Source organism: Marinobacter algicola DG893 (genome assembly GCF_000170835.1).
Lineage (GTDB): Bacteria > Pseudomonadota > Gammaproteobacteria > Pseudomonadales > Oleiphilaceae > Marinobacter > Marinobacter algicola.
Genome location: NZ_ABCP01000004.1, coordinates 1 through 21,664 on the forward strand (window position 1 = coordinate 1; position 21,664 = coordinate 21,664).

Genomic DNA, 21,664 nt, shown 5'->3' on the forward strand with positions numbered 1-21,664 from the left:
CGCTTGGGCTCCGCCATCCATGGCTCCGCACATTTTTGGGAGACCGTTCGTGCCCCGCCGTAGATTCAGATGGCCTTACAGTGCTGTGACTCCTAAGTAACGGACTAACCCCGCAGTTACAATACCGGCTGCGATAGCGGGTAAAGGCTTTTTCGTAGCCAGCATGATGATCGCAGTGACAACCAGCGCTGCCAATGAGCCAGCATCGCCGCTTACCGCCATGGGGACGATGATCGCGATCAGCACCGAACTGGCCATGGTGTTGATGAAGCTTTCGATTCGGGGGTTGATCGTTACGAACGACATCAGGAACACACCGCCGAAGCGCGTCGCCAGGGTGACAAGCGTCATGATGGCAATCAGGGCCAGGGTTCCGGCAACCGTGGTTTCAACCGTCATGATGGACTGCCCTCCTCATCCGTCGCCGGACTACCCTCACCGGACTTCTTTTCCATCCAGAAAAAACCAATAGCGCCACCTGCCAACGCACCTACAACCACGTGGGTATTGGGCGGCAGCCACTTCCAGGCAGCCAGTGACGAGATCGCTGCAACCGTCCAGGCTACCAGTGTCCGCGGTGACTTGTTGCCTCCAAGCGCCATGGCCAGCAGGAAACAACCGAGAACCATATCCAGGCCCAGTGCTTTGGGGTTCTGCAGCAACCCACCGAAGTAAACGCCGAGCCAGGTTCCGATAATCCACGCCACCCACAGAACAAGACCGCCACCAAGGATGACTTCGAGGTTGCGCTTACCGCTCTGGTATTCCTGTGCGGAAACAGCCCAGTTGGCGTCAGTCAGGAGTAGCAGTAGGCCATAGCGTCGCCCCGGGGACACATCCCTGAGCATGGGGTACAGGGAAGCCCCCATCAGCAGATGGCGGGAATTAATGGCGAATACAACAGCCATCAACGGAATCAGCGATACCTCGCTACCCCACATATCGACAGCGGCAAACTGGGAAGCGCCCGCAAATACCGTGGTGCTCATGAGTATCGCCTGCAGTGGCTCCAGGCCTTTCTGGAGGGCTACCAAGCCAAAGGCAGCGCCGAACGCCACCACAAATAGCGAGATGGGAAGAAGCCGGAAAAATTCCGCGCGGACTTTTTCGGGTTGAAGCTGGTAGGAATATGTATGAACGTTCATCTGAGCAAGCTAATGAAACCAGCTTCAGATGCGTATAGGTAGATGCCGAAGAGTCAGAGCTGGCCCAGAGTGTAGGACAGGGTATCGCTGATGCCGGCGTTTAGTTTCAGGTCCACCAGCGAATCGGCACGGGTACGGCCCAGGTTCAGTGTCGCCATGGGTTTGCCCCATTCCTTGGCATAGCGACAAAACCGAAATCCGGAATAGACCATCAACGAAGAACCGATCACCAACAGGCCATCACACGTCTTGAGCGTGTCCAGTGTCGACGTCACCCGGTCTTTGGGCACGTAGTCCCCGAAAAACACCACATCCGGTTTGAGGATGCCGTCGCAAAAGGGGCAATCCGCAATCCGAAACTCAGAGAAGTCCACCTCCAGATCTGCGTCACCATCCGGCGCGGCACTCGCGGAATAGCGCTCAAACGTCGGGTTCATGTCCGCACAGCGCTCATGGACTTCGTCCCGCTTGCAGCGATACCCGCACTCCATACAGATAACCTCGTCGGCCCTGCCGTGCAAATCCGTTACCGAACGGCTACCCGCCTGCTGATGCAGGCGATCCACATTCTGGGTGACGAGCAGGCGGCTGTGTCGGCGAAATTCCAACTCAGCAACATGATGATGCGCTGTGTTGGGTCTGGCATTGCGGATGATCGGCCAGCCAATCAGGCTTCGCCCCCAGTATCGCTGGCGAACCATCGTGTTTGTCATGAAATCCTGATGCTGAACCGGCTGTTTACGTTTCCACGCACCATCGCCGTCCCGATAATCAGGAATGCCGGAATCGGTACTGACACCGGCTCCCGTCAATACCACCAGGCCAGGATGACGGTGGATGAACTCCGCCAGCATGGCTCCCGCCTGTTCGGAAGAATGCAGCTCCAGTGGCTGGTCAGCAGCCGGCATTGTTATACCTTTGACCGGTTTTGGAATGACAGGCATCACACTCGCACTCGTTGGGAAACCTCTTTACTTTAGGGAGCAAACCCGCCGCTGCCAATGGTAGCAACCGGAAAACTTTTTGCTGGGGCACATTGCGCTATTTGTATTGTGCAAAATTTAATTTTGTGCAACCATTGATCGCGTTATAAAATGATCAACACACGATGCGTTAGTAATGCGCATAAAGGAGAGTCGAAACATGTCTATTGAACAGGTTGTTTATCGCGCGTCAGCAGAAGCCACCGGTGGCCGTGACGGCCGGGCCATCTCCTCGGACGGCGTTCTTGATGTTGAGCTGACAACACCGAAAGAAATGGGCGGTGCCGGCGGCAAAGGCTCCAACCCGGAGCAGTTGTTCGCGGCCGGTTATTCTGCGTGCTTCATCGGCGCCATGAAGTTTGTTGCTGGCCGGGACAAGCTTCCCATGCCAGAGGATGCGTCCATTGAGGGCGTGGTCGGCATCGGCCAGATTCCCGGAGGCTTCGGGATTGAGGTGGAACTGAAAATCTCTCTGCCGGGCATGGACGATAGCAAGGCAAAGCAGCTGATTGATGCGGCCCACCAGGTGTGCCCCTATTCCAACGCTACCCGTGGCAACATCGATGTGACATTGACCCGAGTGGATTGATATCGACCTGGTCGATCACGGAATTCTGACAGCGGGCACGTACACCCGCTGTCAGAAACCGACTAGACCAGCTTTGCGGTTTCCACCGACAACATGGGAATCACCGACAGCGCAAGCAGCGCGCCCATGGTCCAATTGAACATCCGTCGATACAATGGCTTGCGCAGTAGTTTCCGCAACCCTGCCCCACCAAGCATCCAGCTGCCGACACAGGGCACGCTGACCAGTAAAAAGGTCAGCCCGATCCAGAATGACTGCTGCAACACTTCGCCACTGCTGACCGTAGTGAACGTCGCCAGCGCGCCAACCGCCATGACCCAGGCCTTGGGATTCACCCATTGGAAGGCCGCCGCCTGAAGGAACGACAACGGCTTGCTGGTTTTCTCACCGTCGATTTCTGTGGCTGTGGTCGCGATTCGCCAGGCGAGATACAGCAAATAGGTTATGCCAAGAACCTTGATCACCAAATGCAACTGCGGAAATGCTTCAAACACTTTCCCCAGGCCCAGGCTGATCGCAACCACCATGGCGGGAAAGCCGATACAGATGCCGAGATAGTGAGGCAGCGTTCGCCACACCCCAAAATTGACGCCCGATGTCATGATCATGATGTTGTTCGGGCCCGGTGTCACCGTCGATACCAGCGCGAAGAGCAATACGCTTAATAAGATTTCCATGTTGCTTGCCAAGCTCCCTGTTACCAATTCGTTCCTCGTAAATCCTACAAAGCGGGCTGCCAGCGAAACAGACTCAGAAGTGTGTTTTTTTGACCATAACAGTTGAGAGGCTCATTACCCGTCAAAGCTTTTCTGCGGGTACAAAGCCCGGATCAACAGCTCGCGCATGTGACCTGCACCCAATCGATTCATCAGCTCGATGTTCTGCTCCGGTATCGATTCCGTTCCGGGGTAGCCGGCGATGGCACGCTCCAGACTGCGCTCCCTCAGCAGGTGCAGCATCGGGTAAGGAGAGCGATTGGTGTAGTTTTCGGCGTCAGTTGGAAGGGTACCACCAAACTGGTAGTCAGGATGAAAACTGGCAATCTGATACTCCCCGTCCAACTCGAGATGCACAAGAAGACCGTCTGCGGCATCGAGAAAGTCGTTGTAGTCCAAGAAGTTTGTCAGCACTTCGGGGTGCACAAGTAGCGTTGTCTCGACTTCCGGATGCTGGTCCAGATGCATCATTTCTTCCTGCAGTGAAGTTAACAGCCCCTCCTCAGAGTTGGCATCCGTGACCACAAATCGAATGCGCTCATTCACCAACTCCCGACGGGCAAATGGACACAGATTGAGACCAATGACCACCTCTGACACCCACCGCCGCGTGGCGGCCAGAACCGTTTTACTCTCCAAGTTGGAACTCCCATACGTTAAAAAAAAGGGGGGGGGTGAAGGGTGGCGAAAATGCTGCCAGAGTACTCAAAAAGTGCCGAAAAAGACTGAAAGCAACCAACACAGCCGGGATAAGTCATGATACGTTAAGCAAGCTTACAATAATTTCGTGACCGATGCCGGAGAACACGATGAACGCGCTGCGAACACCTGATAAACGATTTGAACGCCTGCTGGATTATCCGTTTGCCCCTCATTACGTGGAGGTCGACGGACTGCGCATGCATTACGTCGATGAAGGCCCATCGGACGCCAGCCCGGTGCTGATGATGCACGGCGAGCCTTCCTGGTCATACCTCTACCGCCATATGATTCCCATCTGCGCAGCCGCAGGGCACCGGGTGATCGCGCCGGACCTGATCGGTTTTGGTAAATCCGACAAACCCACGGACATCAACGCTTACAGTTACCAGAGCCACATGGACTGGATGCAGGCGTTTCTGGAACAGACCGACCTACAGAACATCACCCTCGTATGCCAGGACTGGGGATCTCTTCTCGGCCTGAGACTGGCGGCGGAAAACCCGGACCGGTTCCGCGCCATCGTTGTCGGTAATGGCATGCTGCCTACCGGCGACCAGCCCGTGCCCAAAGCGTTCCAGTTGTGGAAGAACTTCGCCCTATACAGCCCCTGGTTTCCCATTGCCCGCATTATCAATGCCGGAAGCTTCCGCACATTGGGCCCCGACGAGCGCCGTGCCTACGATGCGCCATTCCCCGACAAAAAGTACAAAGCCGGTGCCCGCGCTTTCCCGAAACTGGTGCCGGTGACACCGGACAATCCCGCCAGCGCGGCCAATCGCGAGGCCTGGAAGGTTCTGGAGCAATGGAAGAAGCCGTTCCTGACCACCTTCAGCAACGGCGACCCGATCACCCGGGGCGGCGACCGCTATATGCAGGAGAGAATTCCCGGCGCGAAGAACCAGCCGCACACCACCCTTACCGGCGGACACTTCCTGCAGGAAGACTCACCGGTTGAGTTTGCGGGGGCGATCAATGCCCTGCTGGCCCGCCTGGACGAAAGCGATCAGACGTAACCCTGGCTTCGCAGGTAGTCGTCGTAACTACCGCTGAAGTCAGTTATGCCGTCAGCCTTCAGTTCAATAATTCGAGTGGCAAGGGATGAAACGAACTCCCGGTCATGGCTGACAAACACCAGCGTGCCCGGGTAATTTTCCAGCGCCAGGTTCAGGGCTTCGATGGATTCCATATCCAGGTGGTTGGTGGGCTCGTCCATCAGCATGACGTTGGGTTTCTCCAAAATCAGCTTGCCGAACAGCATGCGGCCCTGCTCTCCGCCCGAAATGACTTTCACCGATTTACCGATATCATCCCCTGAAAACAGCATGCGGCCGAGGGTTCCCCTAACCAGCTGTTCTCCGCCGGTGGTCCATTGCGACATCCACTCGGTCAGATCCATATCCTCCTCAAAGTCGGCGCCGTGATCCTGGGCGTAGTAGCCTACCTGGGCACTGTCGGTCCACTTAACATCACCGCTGTCAGGCGCCATGGCACCGGCCATACATTGCATCAGCGTGGTTTTACCGATGCCGTTGGGCCCGATGATGGCCACCCGTTCCCCCGCTTCGATCTGCAGATTCATTCTGTCGAACAGGGGCTTGCCATCGAAACCCTTGGTGAACTCCTTCAGCGTTACCGCCTGGCGATGTAGCTTCTTGGTCTGCTCAAACCGGATGAACGGGCTTACCCGACTGGACGGTTTGACTTCCTCCAACTGGATCTTGTCGATTTGACGAGCGCGGGAGGTCGCCTGCTTGGCTTTGGAAGCGTTGGCGGAAAAGCGACTGACAAACTGCTGCAACTCGGCGATCTGGGCTTTCTTCTTGGCATTATCCGACAGCATGCGCTCACGGGCCTGGGTGGCAGCGGTCATGTATTCGTCGTAGTTGCCCGGGAACAGCCGAAGTTCACCATAATCCAGGTCCGCCATGTGGGTGCACACGCTGTTCAGGAAGTGGCGATCGTGGGAAATGATGATCATGGTGCTGTTGCGGGCCACCAGGATGTTTTCCAGCCAGCGAATGGTATTGATGTCCAGATGGTTGGTGGGCTCGTCCAGCAACAGGATATCGGGGTCGGAGAACAACGCCTGGGCCAGCAGAACTCGCAGCTTCCAGCCTGGCGCAACAGCGCTCATGGGACCGTTGTGCTGTTCCAGGGGAATATCAAGGCCCAGCAGCAGTTCGCCGGCACGGGCGTCGGCGGTATAGCCGTCCATCTCGGCGAACTGCACCTCCAGGTCCGCCACGGCCATGCCGTCTTCCTCACTCATTTCCGCAAGCGAGTAGATACGATCCCGCTCGGCTTTTACGCGCCAGAGCTCTTCGTGGCCCATAATGACCGTATCAATCACCGAGCAGTCCTCGTAGGCAAACTGATCCTGGCGCAGCTTACCCAGCCGCTGGTTCTGGTCCACCATGACCTGGCCGGCCGACGGCTCCAGGTCACCGCCGAGGATTTTCATGAACGTGGACTTGCCGCAGCCATTGGCGCCGATCAGACCGTAGCGGTTGCCATTGCCGAATTTGACGGAGACGTTTTCGAAAAGGGGTTTGGCCCCGAACTGCATGGTAATGTTCGCGGTGGATATCAAGAATAGACCTGCTGAGAGTGAAGACCGGGCACGGGCCGGCGAAAGAAAAGCCGGCATTGTACAGGTTTGTGGCCCAAACCGTGAGACAGCAGAAACACGGATAAAAAGCGCTTGCCTCAACGGCCCAGTGCGGGCAGCATTTCACCCTCGGTGATTGCAACATAATCCTCAATCGAAAAAAGGAAACCACACCATGACACAGGCAACCGCGCGTCACATCCTTGTAGACAGCGAAGCAAAATGCGAAGAGCTGAAGCTAGCCATTGAAGGCGGCCAGGACTTCGCGGAAGTGGCGAAGCAACATTCTTCCTGCCCCTCTGGCCGCAACGGCGGCGACCTGGGCGCGTTCGGCCCGGGCCAGATGGTTCCGGAATTCGACAAGGTGGTTTTCAGTGGTGAAGTGAACAAAGTGCTCGGCCCGGTAAAAACCCAGTTCGGCTACCACCTGCTGGAAGTGACCAGCCGGAGCTAATGGCCTTAAACCTGCCAATGTACCGGCCTGCCCGCAACGCCCAGATATTCCGGTATCTGGCGTTTGCGGGCATGATTCTGATTGCACCTCTGTTTTTTGTCGGCGGCCCCGGTTGGTCCGATGGGCCGTTGTTCAAGTCCGCCTGGAATCTCGGGCACATCCTGTTCTTCGCTCTGTCGACCCTGGCCATTCAGCCCTGGCGGATCTGGACGGGATGGTCTCTCTGGGGCATTGGCACCCTTGCCGTACTCGTACTGGGCACTGGCATCGAACTGCTTCAACACGGAACCAGCCGCCAGATGGACTGGCAGGATATCCTCCGCAACCAGGTAGGCGTATGGACCATCCTGGCCGTGCGGCCACGGGCCTCGCTCACCCGGCAGGTCTGGCCATTGAGGCTCATTGTGACCGCGCTGCTGGTTGCGGAAATCGGCGCCACGGCAAGAATCGCCATTCAGCAGTACCGCGTCAGCCAACTATTGCCGACACTCTACGACTTCCGCCAGCCAGACCCTTCGCCATTTTGGGACGGCGTCATAGAGCCGGTAACCGACCATGCTATAAACACCCATAACCGTGCACTGAGGATATCCCTGTCCACAGCGCGTTATTCAGGAGTTTCCCTACACAATTTACCCGAAGACTGGCGTGACTATGACCGCCTCGTCATCAATTTGTACAACCCTCAGGATCACCCATTGCCAATGATTCTGAGAATCAACGACATGGAGCATGACCTGGGCGACAACGACTACAATGACCGCTTCAACACCCGTCTCCCCCTGGCGCCCGGCCCCAACCAATTCGAACTGGACCTCGACAGGATCAGGACAGCCCCGAAAGGCCGATCAATGAATATGCAGGCCATCAGGCGGCTGATTCTGTTCACGGTTGCACTGCCAGAGCCCAAGACCCTCTACCTGCGTGACATTCGGCTGGAATGACGGATCATTATCCCTGGTCTACTATCAAAAGGAGAAGCACCCGTAAGGTATCTCCTTGCCTCTCTTTGCAACATCCTTGTGTAGGCGATTGCATGAAAGCTTTAAAAGCGTACTTCGTTGCGCTGGTTGTGTTGTGGTCGGTTCCGGCATTAGCAGATGATGGCGAGCGACAACTGAGCATTAGCGTTGGCGACTGGCCTCCCTTTTTCGTGGAGAGTGAGCCTGGTCAGGGCACGGTTGCCCGGCTGGTCAGAGACATCTTTGCGGCGGAAGGTTACACGGTCAAATTCCACTTCCTGCCCTGGAAACGTGCCTATCGTGAAGCCGCGAATGGCAGGCACGACGCCACAGCCATCTGGATGTACACCGCCGACCGACAGAAAGACTTCCTCTACAGTGATCCGGTGATGAACGAGCGCTTCGTGCTGTTTTACCGCAAGGATACGCCCATTGAATGGAACCAGATGCAGGACCTTGCCGACCTTACGCTTGGGGGAAGCATCGGATACAGCTACGGCCCCGAATTCGATAGCGCCATCGAGAACGGTACCCTGAACGTGGAATGGGTCGCCTCCACGGAACTTAATTTCCGCCGCCTGCTATTTGGCCGGATTGATGCCTTCCCGGAAGAAATCAACGTTGGCTACTACATTCTTCGCAGGGAAACGGATCCACAGGAAACCAGTCAGATTACCCATCACCCGGAGCCTATTCTGGAGAATCAAAGCTTCGTGCTGTTCCCGGCCAACGAACCGGAAACACAAGTCCTGCGAGAGGTCTTCAACAAGCGCTTGCAGATGTTTCGGGAAAATGGCCGCTACGACACCTATTTTGAAACCAAGCCCCAGGCATCACTGAACGAAGTGAGAAAGTAGCCGGTTTACATTCAGTCGAGCCGCCAGGGGTTCGCCGTCAGCGGTTCACCACCATGCTCTCCCACCAGTACCGTATCGCTGCACCCCATGCCCCACTGCCCCGGAATCCTCAGGCAAATGGGTAGATGAAACACCATCCCCGGCTGGAACACCGTCGACTCTCCCCGGGCGATAAAACCGGACCCTTCCACCCATGACGGGGGAAACTGCGCCCCCACCGTGTAGCCAAACACCCCGGAGAAAAACACCTCACTGGCCAGTGGGGCCATAACCTGCTCCGCAGCCCTGGCGGCGGAATCGAAAGTTTGGCCCGGCACCATGGATGCCTTAAGGGTATCCACCACGCGACGGCAACCGTCGAAAACCGCCCGCATCCTGGCCGACGGCTGACCCGCCACCAGCGTACGCATCATCGGTGCCGTGTAACGTTGCCAGGCAGCGCCAAACTCAAGGAACACCGTATCGCCGTCTTCGATCCGGCAGCGCTTGTGATTGGTGTGGATGACACTGCTGCGCAGCCCGACCGTTACGATAGGCTGCATGCTCATGAATTCACTGCCGCCCGCCAGAAGGCTTTCGGCACCGACGGCTGCGATGTCGTTGTCGGTCATACCGGGGCGGATGGACGCAGCCGCGGCTTCGATGCCCTGGCCCGTGATGCGGGCACTCTGCCGCAGACAGTCAATCTCCGCGGGTGATTTCACGATACGGATGCTTTTCAGCAGGCCGGACGCATCGACAAACGGCGTATCCGGAAGTCGCTGTTTGAGCCCTTCCAGGACCCCCTGGCGGAGGGAGCCATGCCAGTAATCAACGCCAACCTTTCCGCCTTGCCCGGTCAGCGCGTGAGCCAGGGGGTCAAGCACATCGCCTACACCTTCCCAACGATAACCGATAACGTGATCTACCCGGGTGGTCACCATGGCGGGACCGGTTTCGATGGAGGGCACTTGAAGGGTTATCGTGTCGGCCGTGACCACCAGGGCAACATGAACGGACACTTCAAAGGTACTGTAACCGGTCAGATAAAACAGGTCGGACGGGTCGGTTAACAGAACGGCTCCGAGGCCCTCTGAAAGCATCCTGGCGCGAAGGTGTTTGAGACGCTGTTGGTACTCCGCCTCGGGAAAAGGACATTCCCGGCCCCTGAGTTCGGTGGCCAGGGTTTGCTGGTAGGCATTGAAATCCATGGGGCCGTCTCCGCTGCGGAAAGTTACTACTGGAGACTGGACCCAAAACAGTGGCTTTTCAATCTTTGTCGGTGTCAGCGCGGATTAAAAAAGCGCACCAACTGGTTGCCGATGGATTCCACCGGTTCTGTAATCGAAGTCTGAACGCTGTTGGTGACTACCCGGGTGAATGCCGAGCCGGCATCACTTTCGAGAAACTCGATGTACGCCTTCAACTCGGAAGGGCTGAGATCCTGATAGGTGTAGAGGTAGCCATCGTAAACCTGCTGGGCGACCATACCCCGCAACATGCCGCGTTGGTTCTCGATTTTTTTCTGAAGCTGTTCGAAGGTTGGGCCCTTGCTACCGTTGAACGCCGCCATGGCGGAGGCCAACCCCAACTGCACAGCGACGGTGGTATCCACGGCACTCTCCGTTGCGCGGGCAGCCCGGTCAAAGCGGGTAAACAGTTTGGCCCTTTCGCTACCCTTATATTGCTCCTGCAACGCCGCAGCATTGGCTTCCACCTGCTTCCAGGAGTCAGGGTTGGAGGCGGCCACCTCGGCCTTGGAAATTTTCTCTGCCAGCGGCGTCTTATACCAGGCCAATACCGAGTTCAGTTGCCCCTCGCTGAGCCCCTGGTCCAGATCTTCCACCAGTCGCGCGCGAATCTCGGCAACGCTGAACGCATTACTCACAACGCTGCTGATGGTGTTGGCAACAAATGGCTCAACCCGTCCGCTTTGTTTCAGACCCTGGCGGATGCCCTGGCTCATCATCGCCGGGTACTGGGCGACAACCTCATCAATGGGCGACACCCGGAGCACCGAGTCCGCCAGTGGGCTTGCGGTGGCAGAGCCGCAGACCAGCAAAAGAAAAAGTAATGCCGGTTTAACTTGGGATAGTGCGCGCATGAATCTAGTATCCTCTGGTAACGAGAATCTCGTTATGCCATGGAGCCGGCGGGAGCTGCAAGCAAAGCCGGCCAGTAACAGATGACCATTTTGTAGTGTGGAGTGACAGGGCCCGGTCCCGCCCATGAAGAAACGCCGTAATCGACCGAAAAACAGACGACTCAGCCGGCTTAGAAGCAGCCGAGTGAAAATCTGGAAGTCCCGAATGCGGTGGTATGGCCTACCAACGCTGGGCTTGGGGCTGGCAATCACCATTGTCGCCATCATGCGTTTCAGTCTGTTGGAGCCAGACCCACCGGCAAATCCGGAAGACGTCTGTGAAATCTTCCGTGAGCATCCGGTATGGTACGACTATGCGAGCCGTTCAAAGGAGCGCTGGGGCACTCCGATTGCAACGCAGCTGGCCTTTGTCTACTACGAATCGTCGTTTCGCAGCCACGCCCGCCCACCACGGACCCGCCTGCTGGGGTTCATTCCCTGGCGCCGGCCAACATCCGCCTATGGCTACGCCCAGGCGCTCGACCCGGCATGGGCCGAGTACCTGGCCGCAAACGGAGACGGTCTGTCCGTAGTAAGAACCAACATGAAATACGCACTCGATTTCGTGGGCTGGTATAACCACCTGACCCGGAGAGACGTGGGCATTCCTCTCACCAGCCCCGAAAAACTGTACCTCGCCTACCACGAAGGCAGGACCGGCTACCAGCGACAGAGTTACCTCGCCAAGCCGGAGGTAAGGTCACTGGCCACTCGGGTCCAGAACCGGGCCTTCCGCTACGACCGCCAGCTCCAGACCTGCGAGGAGGAATTCCAGTGCTGGCGTTTCTACCAGTTCTGGCCCTTCTGTGGTGACTGGTAAGCACAGACCATGATTGGGCTTCAGCTCTCGCCTTCCACCCGGGGTGTCAGCCGGGCCAGACTGGCGGTCAGGAACTCCATCACTATCCTTACCCGGGCCATTTGTTGTGTGTCGTGGTTCACCATCAGCCACAGGTCAACGCCCTCACCGTCGAGTGGCTCCGACAGGCGCGTTAGCTCCTTCGTACTGTCGCCCAGGTAGCAGGGCAACGCCGCCAGTCCTGCCCCGGCCCGCGCCAGGGCATGCATGGCCTGGAGACTGTTGCAGCGGATGATGGACGACGCGTTCTTCAGGTGCTTGCGATACCACCGCCCCGTTGCAAGGTGGCTGAAGCTCTCATCCGGCAGAATCCAGAGCGCCTGTTCCGGTGACTGCTCAAGATCCAGGTCAGTATGACGCTTACAGTAGCTGGCAGCGCCGTAGATGGCCGATTCAATCGTACCTATGCGCTCCCCTTCAAGTGTGGCCTGGGGTTTGTTCACCGGCCGCAGTGTCAGGTCTGCCTCGCGGTGGCTCAGGTTCAGCACATCGTTGTCGGTGAGCACTTCCAGTTCAATGTCCGGGTATTCCCGGACGAGCTCTGCAATCATCGGACTGATAAGGGCATTCACCATGGTGTCGGTCGCCGCCAACCGGACCTTGCCGACCGGAGCTGAATCCTGCCCGACCAACTGTCGTTCAAGATTTTCCATATCAGCGGCCAGCCTTTCGGCTTCGCGAAATGCGGTTTCCCCCACAGGTGTGAGTTGCAGACCATCCCGGTTGCGCTCAAAGAACTGAACGCCCATCTGCTCTTCCATCTGGTCCAGGCGGCGAAGCACCGTGGTCTGGTGAACGCTCAGTATTTCACCCGCTTTGGCAAGGGTTCCCCCTATTGCCAGGGCGTGTATATATCGAAGATAATCCCAATCCATAGATACTGCATATTTGCAACGTGAGTACGGAGTTTAACGTATTTAAACTGCAAATACGAAGCCGTAAACTTCTTTATATAGTCAGCTAACCAATATTTTTAATCCACCAGATAAGGAGGAAGGCGCTATGACTCAAGACCATATCGCAACCGTAAACCCGCTGCCGTCAAGTATCCTCCACAACAGTACTGAGGTCAGGCGCCAGTATACCCGTGCAGCTGCAAGGCAGGCGGTACAGATAATCAGTCGGAAAGTGAATTCCTTGAGAAAGAAGGCAGCAACCGCGTCGCCGGAGATGCCCCAGATGATGCAGGGCGAGCACTAAGCCCGCACCTGTAGGGAAGGCGTAAGGGAAGACAGATTTCGAAAACACCGGTGGCCCTGGATATTCAGGCCCACCGGTGTTTTCGTTTTGGGATCAGAACTCCCAGATCACCTTTTGCTTCTTGCCAAACCACTCGTCCATTTTGCGGTTGTAGAAGTCCTCGATCACATTCCGCTTGATCTTCATGGTGGGTGTGAGCATGCCGTTTTCCATGGTCCAGGGTTCTTTCACCACCACCACGAACGCCAGCTTCTCATGGGCCTCGCACGCACTGTTCACCGCGTCGAGCTCCGCTGCCAGCTCCCTCTCCAGCTCATCACGACTGCCACCGGCTTCCAGTGCTTCCCGGGCTTCTTCGGATAACAGAACCATCAGGCAGGGCTGAGGTTGGTTGGCTCCGGCCACACACACAACCTCGGCCTTGGGATGATTGAAGCGGCTTTCGATGGGCACTGGCACCACATACTTGCCCTTGGAGGTTTTGAACAGATCCTTGACGCGACCCGTGATGCGCAGATACCCCTCGCTGTCGATCTCGCCCATATCCCCGGTTTTAAGGAAGCCGTCGTCGGTAACATCCTCGCGGGTTTTCTCTTCGTTTTTATAGTAGCCCAGCATCTGGCCGGGGCTCTTGACCTGCACCTCGCCATTCTCAGCCAGACGATGCTCCGCACCAGGGTTAGTGACACCCACGGTACCCACTTTGGCCCGGCCCGGGCGGTTGGCATGAGAATAGCCGAAATTCTCCGACATCCCATACACCTCCAGCAGTTCCAGCCCAAGGTTCCGGTACCAGCCAATAATCTCGCCCGAGAGCGGTGCCGCCCCTGTCAGGGCCGCACGGCAGTGATCCAGACCCAACTGCCTCAATACCTTCTTCTTCACCAGCTTGTTCAGTACCGGAATATTGAACAGCACCTTCTGCTTCTTCGGCGGCAACTTGCTGTTAATGGCCAGATAGAACTTCATCCACAGCCTGGGCACCGAGAAGAACAGGGTCGGCCGGGCCCGCTGCAAATCTTCCTGGAAGGTGTCCAGGGAATTGGCAAAATACAGGTGGAACCCGTAATAAAGCGACTGGGTTTCCACGGCCGCACGTTCAGCAACGTGGGCAAGGGGCAGATAGGAAAGCATTCTTTCATCCTGGGTGACCGGGAATATCTGCTGCAGCCCATCGGCGACGGAAATCATGGTGCGAAAACTGTGCATAACGCCTTTGGGGCGACCGGTGCTTCCAGACGTATAAACAAGGGTGGCCAGGTCATCAGGGTCCGGCAAGCTGGGCTCTGCCGGCTGCTGCTGGGCGATAATGTCCAGCCACTTCGGCGTGTCGTCCCGGGGTGACATCGGCAAAGAGATAACCGGCATGTCCCCGGGAATATGGCCCTTGATATCGTTCCAGCCATCCGCCTTGCCGTCCAACTTCCCCAGGAACAGCAGTTTTGCTTCGCTGTGCTCCAGCACATAGACTGCGGTGTCACCATTGAGCGTCGGGTATAGCGGAACTGAAACGTGGCCGGCAGCCCAAATGGCAAGGTCTGACAGGATCCAGTGCGCGCTGTTCTTGCCAAGAATGGCGACATTGCTGCGTTCCGGCAGGCCCAGGGTTGCCAAGTGAGCCGACATCCGGGACACCTGGTCGGCGGCCTGTTGCCAGGTAATGTCTTCGGTGGTGCCATCCGGAAATGGCTGGGTCAGGTATACCTTGTCGGGCGTTTGCTTTGCCCAGTAGTACAGGCAATGGAGGGACGTTTGCTTGTTGCTGTCTGCAGCCATCAAGGGCTCCTTATTGTTGTCGTCTTCTAGGACGTTATTTTTGGGCAACTCAAGCATAGTAGCTGTATTTCCGGTTTCCTCAAGCCTGGGCGATGGTGACGGGCCGGCTGGCCCACACGGACAACTCCCGGCCTTTCACCCAACGGGATTGCAGGGTAACCTCGCGGATCGCGCCAGATAACATTGCCTAATAAGGATGGGTTACCCCATGCAAGAGTTCATTCTGTACCACTACGCCATGTCGCCTTTTTCCGAGAAGGTTCGGGCCATGCTGGGCTACGCCGGCCTTTCCTGGCAGTCCGTTATTGTCCGGGAGATGCCGCCCAGGCCTATGCTTTCCGCGCTGGCGGGCGGTTACCGCAAGGTTCCCGTGGCCCAGAGTGGCGCCGATGTGTTCTGCGACAGCCGCGCCATCGCTGACGAAATCGCACGCCTGGGCGGCAAACCGGAACTGAGCCTGGCCAACCAGCCGCAAGCAGTCATCGACTTCGTGCGAACCACGGACCTTGAGGTGTTTCTTGCCTGCGTGATTGCCGCCAGCGATGGTCGCCTGTTGCGGAAGCTGATCCGCGAGACGTCACTGCTGAACGCCTTACGCTTCCTCAAGGACCGCATCACCATGGGCACAAAGTCCCGCGTGAAAGCAGTACGGGGGCCGCAGGCAAAAGCCAAGGTTATGGCGCACATCGAAACCATGGAGTCGATGCTGGAGAAAGACTTCCTGTTTGGTGACGCTCCCTGCATCGCGGATTTTTCGGCCTACCATGGCCTGTGGTTTGTCTGCGACCTGGCGGGCAAGCCCTGGCTTCGGGACACCCCCGAAGTGGCAGCGTGGCTTGAGCGAATGAAAGCCTTCGGACACGGCAAACATCAAGAGATCACCGCCGACCAAGCCTTGGACATTGCCCGTAATGCAACGCCGCGAGCCATTGAATCTGCCGGTGATGATGAGTTAACAGGAAAGAATGTCGAAGTCGCACCCGATGACTACGGGCGCGACCCCGTCGCAGGATGCCTGGTGTTCGCAGATGAGCAAACCCTGATTCTGGAACGTTCCCACGCGCGTGTCGGGCAGGTCCATGTCCACTTCCCGAAACAGGGTTATGCAATCAAGCCGGCCTGATACCTCAAGCCGGCTCGCCCTCCGGGCCGGCGCTGTCAAAAGCGGCCAACACCGACGATAGGAAATCATCCATTAACGAGCGCGGCGCGGGGTTGTTTTCGCCGCCCCGCTCGTCCTGGATCAGTTGGAGATCGTCCAGCAGCCTCTGCATGAGTCCTTCCATTGCCTGAAGGTCCATGCCTTTGGCAACCGACTCCTGAGCGAGCCCCTGGATATCCCGGGCAAGACCGCCAAGCGGCCGCAACTGCATGTTTGCCGGGAGCTCTCTATTGGATGAAGGCTGTTTACTGGCTGAGGGCTCACGGGACACAGACTCGTAAGCGGCGGCAGACACCATCCGGGTAGCAGAGAGGTTCAGGCTGAAGCTAGCCAGTTCATCCCCGCCCAAACTCAACGACTGGGCCGCTTGAAAGGCACTCTGGATATCGCCGTCGAAAAAGCGGCCAGACACTTGCTGCACTTTGCCAAAAAGATCCGCGAGCGCGGCCTTCTCGCCGTCATCCAGACTGCCCTCCACCGAGAATGCATAACGCCCCGAAAACAGGCTGGCCGAGCGTACTTCTTCAGACCGGACGCCATCACTCTCGCGCGCACTTGCCGACATTGCCGAGTACCGTTGCTCCTCCATGCGAACGGTGACCCGGTCACCATCACGAGTGGTGACTTCAAACGCAAAAGACTCTTTGCTGGCGCTCTCCACCATCGCCGCGGCTACCCGGCTCTCCGACGGCATCCCGTTCTGCAGATACCGCGATTCCAGGTCAGACAAACCGTCCTGGATACGCGCGAAGCTGTCGTCGATATCACGACTCAGTGTGCCCGTCATCAGCCCCAGGGCTTCGATTTGCTCCCGTGCCTCGGAGAACCCCTGCTCAACACCACGGCGTGCATCGGAAAGCAAGCCTGCCAGGCGCTCCGAGTCTGCACCGGCAGCCGCTTCCTCTTGCAGGCGCTGCTGGACAAAGCCCAGCACACGGCTGGCCACGTCGGCGGCTGTCGGCGGTTCGAATCGATTTCGGGTGGAGGCAGAGGCGTCGGCGCCGGATGCCCCGAGCCGTTGCTGAAGCTGTTGTTCAAGCCTGCTTCGAAGTGCGTTAATAGCATCCTCGGGCGTGCGGATCGCCCCTCTGCCCTGTTCCCGAACCTTGGTAGGCTCGGGGGCATTGTTTGTCGACCGGCTTGCCGATGGCTCCGCGCCGGAGCGACCTGGCACGCCTGAACCGGGAATATTAATTGGAGAAACCATACCCTCACCCCTCATCAGCGCTGTCTGCAGGCAGGACATGGGATGCATCCACAGCCTGCCCCCGTTTATCGGCAGACTGGCGGCAGGCATTAAGAACGTTTCGGTATTAGCACCAGATGATTAGGCAATTCGTTTTTCTCGCGGGTTGCGGGCAACTGCTCCCGCAGGTGCTGGCCGCAACTTTCGATGCAACCGAGAAAGCCGGCCAGGGTGTCGCCACTGCGAACCTGGTTGGTAAAGGTGCCGACAATCTCTTGCCAAACGCCGTCGCTGACCTTGTCGGCAACGCCCTGGTCCACCAGGATTTCAACATAGTGTTCCGCCTCTGACACGAAGATCAGCATACCAACGCCACCTTGAGTGTGGTGAAGGTCCTGCTCCAGGAATTGCCGCCGTGCCATGTTGGAAGCCCGCCAGTAACGAACAGGCCTGGGAACCAGATGGTGCCCTACACCGGGAAACCGAAACAACAGGCATAGCACGATAAAGGTTACCCACTGGACCACCAGCAACCAGTCCGCGCCCAGCGAACCGGTAAAATAGTTGATCGTTCCAGGCACCAATAGAGCAATAACCCCGGCCCAGAGAAGGGGTATGTAGGAATAGTCATCGGAGGCTGCGGCGAGTACTGTTACCAGTTCCGCGTCGGTCTCACGCTCCACCTCTGTGATGGCCGCAGCCACCTGTTGTTGCTCACTGTCTGTTAGTAACGTCATGTTCGTTCCGGTGTTGCTGAATCAATAGGTTCGCTGTCTACTCGCGTTGAGGAAGTGGTACTACCAACCGCCGGAGGCACCACCGCCGCCGAAGCCACCGCCTCCGCCGCTGAAGCCACCACCGCCAAAACCGCCGCCGCGACCGCCACCAAGACCACCAGCGAGCGCACCGGCCAGCAGGACACTGCGGCCACCACGGCCGCCGCCGACACCGCCCCTGAAGAACGCAATCAGTACGATGACGAAAAACAGGATGCCCAACGCCGGATGGGGCCGGTCGTCCTCGACCGTGGAGCGCCTGGACTTCGGTACCGCAAGCGGCTCACCACCCAACACCTGGACCATGGCCGCGGCACCGTTGGCAATGCCGGTGGCAAAATCCCCCTGCCTGAACGCCGGGGTAATGATCTGGTTAATAATCGTGGCGGATGTGGCGTCGGTCAGGCGACCTTCCAGGCCGTAGCCAACCTCGATGCGGATCCGCCGCTCTTCCTTGGCGACCATCAACAACGCACCATTGTCTTCACCCTCCTGGCCAATTCCCCAGTGACGACCCAACTGATAGCCAAAGTCTTCAATGGCATAGCCCTGGAGATCCGGCAGCGTCACCACAACCACCTGTTCGGTCGTTGATTGCTCGTGAGCCTCCAGCATCTGGCTGAGGCGACGTTCAACTTTGGCGGGCAGCATGTCGGCCTGATCCACCACGCGACCGGTCAGTTCAGGGAAATCAGGAGTGGACTGCGCATGGGCACTGGCCTGGCACAGCACAATCAAAGCCAGAAAAACGATCACGGGGTGGAAGCGAACCGGCATCAGAACTCCACCTGTGGCGCTTCCTGGGCATCCGGGGTAGTGGCCTCGAAGTTGGCCCGCAGCTCAAGGTCGCTGTACAGCATGCTGTGCCAGAGACGGCCCGGAAAAGTCCGGATTTCGGTGTTGTAGCGTTCAACCGCCTGGATAAAGTCACGTCTTGCAACCGAGATACGGTTCTCCGTACCCTCCAGTTGCGACTGCAGCGCCAGGAAGTTCTGGTTTGACTTCAGATCCGGGTAGCGTTCGGAAACCGCCATTAGGCGGCTTAGCGCACTGCTGAGTTCACCCTGCACCTGCTGGAACTGTTTCAGTTTCTCGGGGTTGTTGAGAATGCTTTCGTCGACCTGAATAGAAGTGGCCTTTGAGCGGGCTTCGGTGACCGCAGTCAGGGTCTCCTGTTCCTGATTCGCAAAACCTTTCACCGTTTCAACGAGGTTCGGCACCAGATCCGCACGCCGCTGGTACTGGTTTTCCACCTGCGCCCAGGCCGATTTGACCTGCTCGTCATACGTTGGAATGTTGTTAATCCCGCAGCCCGTGAGCAGCATGGCGAGCAAGGCCAGGCTTGCAAGCTGAAAAGGCGTTCGGCCCGGGCGGGCCATGGGTCGGTCGTGCATAGCGTATCGGTTCCTTGATGGTGGGTCTGGTCATCGTCGGCCTAAGACACTATCACATTTTTCCGCCCGACATCTGCCACGCAGGCAGACCGAAACACTGTATACATATACAGATACCTTAAGTATACTCACCGCAGATTCAATGAACCCCACCAGACACGACAACGTGCGGGAACACACTGGAGAACGTCATGGCCGTACAAGCGCTGTATTACTCGGAGAGGGATGGACTGGAGATGGCACTGAAACACCCCGACACAATGCTTTTCTCGTCCAAAGCCGAAGCCGATGCCCGGGACAAAGTTCTGGAACTGGCCGAGGAAATCACCCAGTTTCTGCAGGCGCGAGTTGAGGGCCTGGATGAAGCCATGGCGGAAAAGGCGGCACTCGCCATTGCCGAGGAAAAGGACCTGTTCGCCAAGGCCCTGAAGAAACCCTCATTGCTGAACGAAACCACCGACGCATAAACCTGAATGGGCGGGGAGGCGCTCATTCACCACACACCTCCCCACCTCGTTACGTCCGCGCGGATCAGTCCCCCAGGGGATTAATATCCCCGACAAACCTCAACATATCCGCCATGGTGAAGGTTCCTGGCGTGGCTGCCGGCAGGGATGGTTTCCAGTCTTTGCCCTCCTGCCAGAGGAACGACTGCTGATCACCGTGGATCAACCCCACGAACACCTCGGACACGATGGCTGCCCCAACCGGGCCCAGCCGGTTACCAGCCTCTTTCACCTGCGCTTCCTTCAGGATGTAGTACCACAGCGGTGTTGACTCGTGCAGCCCCTGGCGCTTGGCTTCCTCGCCATCCGGCCCGGTCGCAATTTCATCGGCAGTCAACGCGTTGGCTATGCCCATTTCACGAGCCACATCCTGACCGGAAGGCAAGCCCAGGCTGACGCCGCGCTTGAGATTACGGAACGCCAGGTTACCGCCGCCACCAGGCAGATTATGAAGCTCCTCCACCAACAACGGGTCCAGTTTCCGCGACGGATTGAATGGCATCGACGATGGTCGGTCAAGATCGTGGAATCGCCGCCAATCGATAATCCAGTTGCTGGGTAGCACGCTGACTGGCGTAGGCCCGGTAGGAGGCTGTGGTGCCAGATTTCCGATGATGCCCCCAGACAGTCCGGAGAACGCAAACAACAGATCAAAACCGGTATCCGCGAATATCCGGTTGTGGCTATAGCGCTGGCGCACCATGCTGTGCCCCAAACGATAGGCCGCCACTGAAAACTCCACCGGCATGTAGGGTGTTTTCTTGAACCGGTAGTACTGCCGGCCATCGTTGAGAATCCGGTCGGTCGCACCTTCCCCGCACAAACGCTCCATCCAGTCGTGGAGCACCATCCACTGATAGTGGTAAGTCACGGTTTTCCTGGCTTCACTCAGGAGTTGTTCCGCTGCTACGCCTTCGCTCTGCAGCTTGTCACACACAGCGTTATGGAACTTCAGGAAGGCCAGGTGGGTCTGCGCAACCAGCAGGTTTTCATCGTTGCGCGGGTCACCAATCAACGCCACGCCTTCCGGGCTACGGGGAAGGTCGTTGGCAAAATCGCCGGTAATGCCGCCAAAATCGACGTTGATATTCCGGCCAATCACCAACTTGGGGCCACGCTGCGAAGGACCTGCCGGGTTCCGGGCATACAGGTGGGGCGAGCCGTCAGGGCCAAGCCCGTAGACATTATCCAGATCCAGTGCCGGGGTACGGAAATTCTCCAGCCCCAATGGGTCCCTTTTTTTGTCGGACAAAGAGCTCAGATCGAGCGTGATGTCGTGGTCGACGAACTGGCCAAAGTAGGTGTAACCGCCCGGAATGCCCGGATTGTCCAGTGAGCGGTCCGTCGGATCGGGATCCAGCATGGCTTCCGCCAACGCCTGTAACTTGTTATCCGGCACATCCAGGGCCGACAGGCCCGGAAACATACGACCAAACATGCCTGGGTCATCGTGGCCGGATAGCTGGTCAAGCCCCTTGCGTGAGGGGTGCCGTCCACCCATGCCATGGCCGGGACACATGTTGACTTTCTTGTACGTTTTTTCGCCCGTTTCGAACGTTTCCTTGATATTCATTCCTCTCTCCCATTTGGACTATCAGGTCCTCAGACCGTCGAAGCCGCGAACAACGGCCAGGGCGTCATGCCCTTCGCGACGAGCCCCAGGGAAA

24 protein-coding genes are annotated in these 21,664 nt (G+C 57.7%); 9 read left to right on the top strand and 15 right to left on the bottom strand.

Annotated features, from left to right (window positions below; all coding sequences use genetic code 11):
* Positions 1 to 75: 75 nt before the first annotated feature.
* The 3 genes from MDG893_RS04825 to MDG893_RS04835 are packed head-to-tail and all read right to left on the bottom strand — an operon-like array spanning position 76 to position 2,053.
* Positions 76 to 399, bottom strand: coding sequence for an AzlD family protein (locus MDG893_RS04825; RefSeq protein ID WP_007152605.1), 324 nt, complete (start codon positions 397 to 399; stop codon positions 76 to 78).
* Complete coding sequence (locus tag MDG893_RS04830; protein WP_007152606.1) at positions 396 to 1,145, bottom strand: AzlC family ABC transporter permease; 750 nt, start codon at positions 1,143 to 1,145, stop codon at positions 396 to 398. Before MDG893_RS04830 ends, MDG893_RS04825 begins: the two co-directional genes overlap by 4 nt.
* A 53-nt stretch (positions 1,146 to 1,198) precedes the next feature.
* Positions 1,199 to 2,053: an NAD-dependent protein deacetylase gene (locus MDG893_RS04835; protein WP_007152607.1), complete on the bottom strand. Its 855-nt coding sequence runs from the start codon at positions 2,051 to 2,053 to the stop codon at positions 1,199 to 1,201.
* A 235-nt stretch (positions 2,054 to 2,288) separates the two neighbouring features.
* Between MDG893_RS04835 and MDG893_RS04840 the strand changes: the two genes are divergently transcribed.
* Entirely contained in the window at positions 2,289 to 2,717 is a 429-nt protein-coding gene (locus MDG893_RS04840; protein WP_007152608.1) for an organic hydroperoxide resistance protein, read from the top strand.
* A 62-nt stretch (positions 2,718 to 2,779) separates the two neighbouring features.
* Here MDG893_RS04840 and MDG893_RS04845 read toward each other — a convergent pair whose 3' ends face one another.
* Positions 2,780 to 3,394: a LysE family translocator gene (locus MDG893_RS04845; protein WP_007152609.1), complete on the bottom strand. Its 615-nt coding sequence runs from the start codon at positions 3,392 to 3,394 to the stop codon at positions 2,780 to 2,782.
* 114 nt (positions 3,395 to 3,508) lie between these two features.
* Positions 3,509 to 4,072 carry a DUF1415 domain-containing protein gene (locus MDG893_RS04850; RefSeq protein ID WP_007152610.1) on the bottom strand — a complete coding sequence of 188 codons (564 nt, stop codon included), beginning with the start codon at positions 4,070 to 4,072 and terminating at the stop codon, positions 3,509 to 3,511.
* Between the two features lie 170 nt (positions 4,073 to 4,242).
* Here MDG893_RS04850 and MDG893_RS04855 point away from each other — a divergent pair, with 170 nt between their 5' ends.
* On the top strand, positions 4,243 to 5,148 hold the full coding sequence (locus MDG893_RS04855; protein ID WP_007152611.1) for a haloalkane dehalogenase: 906 nt from the start codon (positions 4,243 to 4,245) through the stop codon (positions 5,146 to 5,148).
* On the opposite strand, the gene MDG893_RS04860 is transcribed toward MDG893_RS04855, so the two are convergent.
* A complete protein-coding gene (locus MDG893_RS04860; RefSeq protein ID WP_007152612.1) occupies positions 5,139 to 6,725 on the bottom strand; it encodes an ABC-F family ATPase in 1,587 nt (528 codons plus the stop codon). The two genes, MDG893_RS04855 and MDG893_RS04860, sit on opposite strands and share 10 nt — an antisense overlap.
* Before the next feature lie 193 nt (positions 6,726 to 6,918).
* On the opposite strand from MDG893_RS04860, the gene MDG893_RS04865 reads away from it, so the two are divergent.
* The 3 genes from MDG893_RS04865 (at position 6,919) to MDG893_RS04875 (ending at position 9,016) form a co-directional block, all read left to right on the top strand.
* A complete protein-coding gene (locus tag MDG893_RS04865) occupies positions 6,919 to 7,197 on the top strand; it encodes a peptidylprolyl isomerase (protein ID WP_007152613.1) in 279 nt (92 codons plus the stop codon).
* Positions 7,197 to 8,141: a hypothetical protein gene (locus MDG893_RS04870; protein ID WP_007152614.1), complete on the top strand. Its 945-nt coding sequence runs from the start codon at positions 7,197 to 7,199 to the stop codon at positions 8,139 to 8,141. Before MDG893_RS04865 ends, MDG893_RS04870 begins: the two co-directional genes overlap by 1 nt.
* Before the next feature lie 92 nt (positions 8,142 to 8,233).
* Positions 8,234 to 9,016, top strand: a complete 783-nt coding sequence (locus tag MDG893_RS04875) for a substrate-binding periplasmic protein (RefSeq protein ID WP_007152615.1) — start codon at positions 8,234 to 8,236, stop codon at positions 9,014 to 9,016.
* Between the two features lie 11 nt (positions 9,017 to 9,027).
* Here MDG893_RS04875 and MDG893_RS04880 read toward each other — a convergent pair whose 3' ends face one another.
* On the bottom strand, positions 9,028 to 10,206 hold the full coding sequence (locus MDG893_RS04880) for a M24 family metallopeptidase (protein ID WP_007152616.1): 1,179 nt from the start codon (positions 10,204 to 10,206) through the stop codon (positions 9,028 to 9,030).
* A 74-nt stretch (positions 10,207 to 10,280) separates the two neighbouring features.
* Positions 10,281 to 11,099: a DUF2059 domain-containing protein gene (locus tag MDG893_RS04885; RefSeq protein WP_007152617.1), complete on the bottom strand. Its 819-nt coding sequence runs from the start codon at positions 11,097 to 11,099 to the stop codon at positions 10,281 to 10,283.
* A gap of 205 nt (positions 11,100 to 11,304) precedes the next feature.
* On the opposite strand from MDG893_RS04885, the gene MDG893_RS04890 reads away from it, so the two are divergent.
* Entirely contained in the window at positions 11,305 to 11,958 is a 654-nt protein-coding gene (locus tag MDG893_RS04890; RefSeq protein ID WP_007152618.1) for a transglycosylase SLT domain-containing protein, read from the top strand.
* 20 nt (positions 11,959 to 11,978) lie between these two features.
* On the opposite strand, the gene MDG893_RS04895 is transcribed toward MDG893_RS04890, so the two are convergent.
* Positions 11,979 to 12,872 carry a LysR family transcriptional regulator gene (locus tag MDG893_RS04895; RefSeq protein WP_007152619.1) on the bottom strand — a complete coding sequence of 298 codons (894 nt, stop codon included), beginning with the start codon at positions 12,870 to 12,872 and terminating at the stop codon, positions 11,979 to 11,981.
* Positions 12,873 to 12,999: 127 nt separating this feature from the next.
* Here MDG893_RS04895 and MDG893_RS04900 point away from each other — a divergent pair, with 127 nt between their 5' ends.
* Positions 13,000 to 13,197, top strand: coding sequence for a hypothetical protein (locus tag MDG893_RS04900; RefSeq protein WP_007152620.1), 198 nt, complete (start codon positions 13,000 to 13,002; stop codon positions 13,195 to 13,197).
* A gap of 93 nt (positions 13,198 to 13,290) precedes the next feature.
* Here MDG893_RS04900 and MDG893_RS04905 read toward each other — a convergent pair whose 3' ends face one another.
* Positions 13,291 to 14,973, bottom strand: coding sequence for an AMP-binding protein (locus tag MDG893_RS04905; RefSeq protein WP_040474332.1), 1,683 nt, complete (start codon positions 14,971 to 14,973; stop codon positions 13,291 to 13,293).
* Positions 14,974 to 15,181: 208 nt separating this feature from the next.
* Between MDG893_RS04905 and MDG893_RS04910 the strand changes: the two genes are divergently transcribed.
* Positions 15,182 to 16,096, top strand: a complete 915-nt coding sequence (locus MDG893_RS04910) for a glutathione S-transferase family protein (RefSeq protein ID WP_007152622.1) — start codon at positions 15,182 to 15,184, stop codon at positions 16,094 to 16,096.
* Positions 16,097 to 16,100: 4 nt separating this feature from the next.
* On the opposite strand, the gene MDG893_RS04915 is transcribed toward MDG893_RS04910, so the two are convergent.
* The 4 genes from MDG893_RS04915 to MDG893_RS04930 all read right to left on the bottom strand — a co-directional run bounded on the left by MDG893_RS04915 (position 16,101) and on the right by MDG893_RS04930 (position 19,476).
* Complete coding sequence (locus tag MDG893_RS04915) at positions 16,101 to 17,342, bottom strand: DUF5610 domain-containing protein (protein ID WP_157132766.1); 1,242 nt, start codon at positions 17,340 to 17,342, stop codon at positions 16,101 to 16,103.
* An 89-nt stretch (positions 17,343 to 17,431) separates the two neighbouring features.
* Positions 17,432 to 18,058: a TPM domain-containing protein gene (locus tag MDG893_RS04920; RefSeq protein ID WP_007152624.1), complete on the bottom strand. Its 627-nt coding sequence runs from the start codon at positions 18,056 to 18,058 to the stop codon at positions 17,432 to 17,434.
* A 60-nt stretch (positions 18,059 to 18,118) separates the two neighbouring features.
* On the bottom strand, positions 18,119 to 18,874 hold the full coding sequence (locus tag MDG893_RS04925) for a TPM domain-containing protein (protein ID WP_007152625.1): 756 nt from the start codon (positions 18,872 to 18,874) through the stop codon (positions 18,119 to 18,121).
* Complete coding sequence (locus tag MDG893_RS04930) at positions 18,874 to 19,476, bottom strand: LemA family protein (protein ID WP_157132772.1); 603 nt, start codon at positions 19,474 to 19,476, stop codon at positions 18,874 to 18,876. Before MDG893_RS04930 ends, MDG893_RS04925 begins: the two co-directional genes overlap by 1 nt.
* A 206-nt stretch (positions 19,477 to 19,682) precedes the next feature.
* Here MDG893_RS04930 and MDG893_RS04935 point away from each other — a divergent pair, with 206 nt between their 5' ends.
* Positions 19,683 to 19,958, top strand: coding sequence for a YebG family protein (locus MDG893_RS04935; RefSeq protein ID WP_007152627.1), 276 nt, complete (start codon positions 19,683 to 19,685; stop codon positions 19,956 to 19,958).
* 64 nt (positions 19,959 to 20,022) lie between these two features.
* On the opposite strand, the gene MDG893_RS04940 is transcribed toward MDG893_RS04935, so the two are convergent.
* A complete protein-coding gene (locus MDG893_RS04940) occupies positions 20,023 to 21,570 on the bottom strand; it encodes a peroxidase family protein (protein ID WP_007152628.1) in 1,548 nt (515 codons plus the stop codon).
* Positions 21,571 to 21,664: the final 94 nt, after the last annotated feature.